Consider the following 1,138-nt stretch of genomic DNA (forward strand, 5'->3'; position numbering starts at 1 on the left):
GGAGCGAATTGGATTCTTCGGGTGTCTCCCGATTCCCGAAGGAGACCAAGATGCGCAATCTCAGGCGCATGTTTCGACCGCTCAAGGATCCGCGTGCCAGCAACGCCCAACACAGTCTGGTGGACATCCTCGTCATCGCCTTGGCGGCGACGCTGGCGGGCGCCAAGACCTGCACCGAGTTCGAGTTCTTCGGCAAAGGCCGAGAGGAGCTGTTGCGGCGGTTCCTGGAGCTCAGCCACGGCATTCCCAGTCACGACACGTTCTGCAACGTCTTCCGTGCGCTGGACCCGAAGGGGCTGGAAGCGGTTTTGCGCAAGTTCAGCAGGGGCTTTGGCGTCAAGGGCGTGGTCAGCATCGACGGCAAGGCGCTGCGCGGAGCCTTCACGCGGGGCCGGCGGGCCGCGCCGCTGCATATGGTCAATGTCTGGGCGGCAGGCACGCGCATGGCGTTGGCGCAGAGGAAGGCCCCCAATCGCAACGAGGTTGCCGGCGCTCTCGAAGTCCTCGCCCTGCTCGATCTGGACGGCACCCTTGTCACCGCCGACGCCTTGCATTGCCGGCCCGATACGGCGCAGGCTATCCGCGACCGGAAGGGCCATTACGTGTTGGCCATCAAGAGCAATCGCGGCCGGCTCTTCAAGGCCGTCAAGGCGCTGCTCGATGCCGCCCGAAAGCCAGCGCGGGCGAGCCAGCCAAGGAGCTCCGCTCATGGCCGCATCGAGCGCCGGCAGGCCATCGTCGTGCCGGCACCACAGTTGGTACAGCAATACGGCTTCCCCGCTATCGCTGCGGTCGGCCGCATCGACAGTTGGCGCGCCAACGCCGGCAAGGCCGCCAAGCACAAGGTCCGATACTTCCTGGCCTCGCGCCTGCTGTCGGCCAAGAAGCTGCTCGCGGTCGTGCGCGCCCACTGGGGCATCGAGAACAACCTGCACTGGGTCCTCGATACGGTGTTCGACGAAGATGCCTGCCGCAGCCGCAAGGATCACGCGCCGGAAAACCTCGCCGTCATCCGCAAGCTCGCCATCAACATCCTGCAGGCAACGCCAGGACCTGCTCGCATCAGCCACAAAATGCTCCAGGCCAGATGGAACAACGACTTCCTTCTCCGCGCCCTCGCCCATATGCGATAGCCCTA

Annotated in this window: 1 protein-coding gene; it reads left to right on the plus strand. The window is 65.0% G+C overall.

Annotated elements, in window-relative coordinates:
• Positions 1–50: 50 nt before the first annotated feature.
• Entirely contained in the window at positions 51–1,133 is a 1,083-nt protein-coding gene (locus AAFX91_RS41835) for an ISAs1 family transposase (RefSeq protein ID WP_394570365.1), read from the plus strand.
• Positions 1,134–1,138: the final 5 nt, after the last annotated feature.

Source organism: Bradyrhizobium sp. 31Argb, from assembly GCF_043638955.1.
Lineage (GTDB): Bacteria > Pseudomonadota > Alphaproteobacteria > Rhizobiales > Xanthobacteraceae > Bradyrhizobium.

Coding starts and splice junctions, on each gene's coding strand:
- AAFX91_RS41835 (WP_394570365.1), top strand. CDS start 51: ATGCGCAATCTCAGGCGCATGTTTCGACCGCTCAAGGATCCGCGTGCC.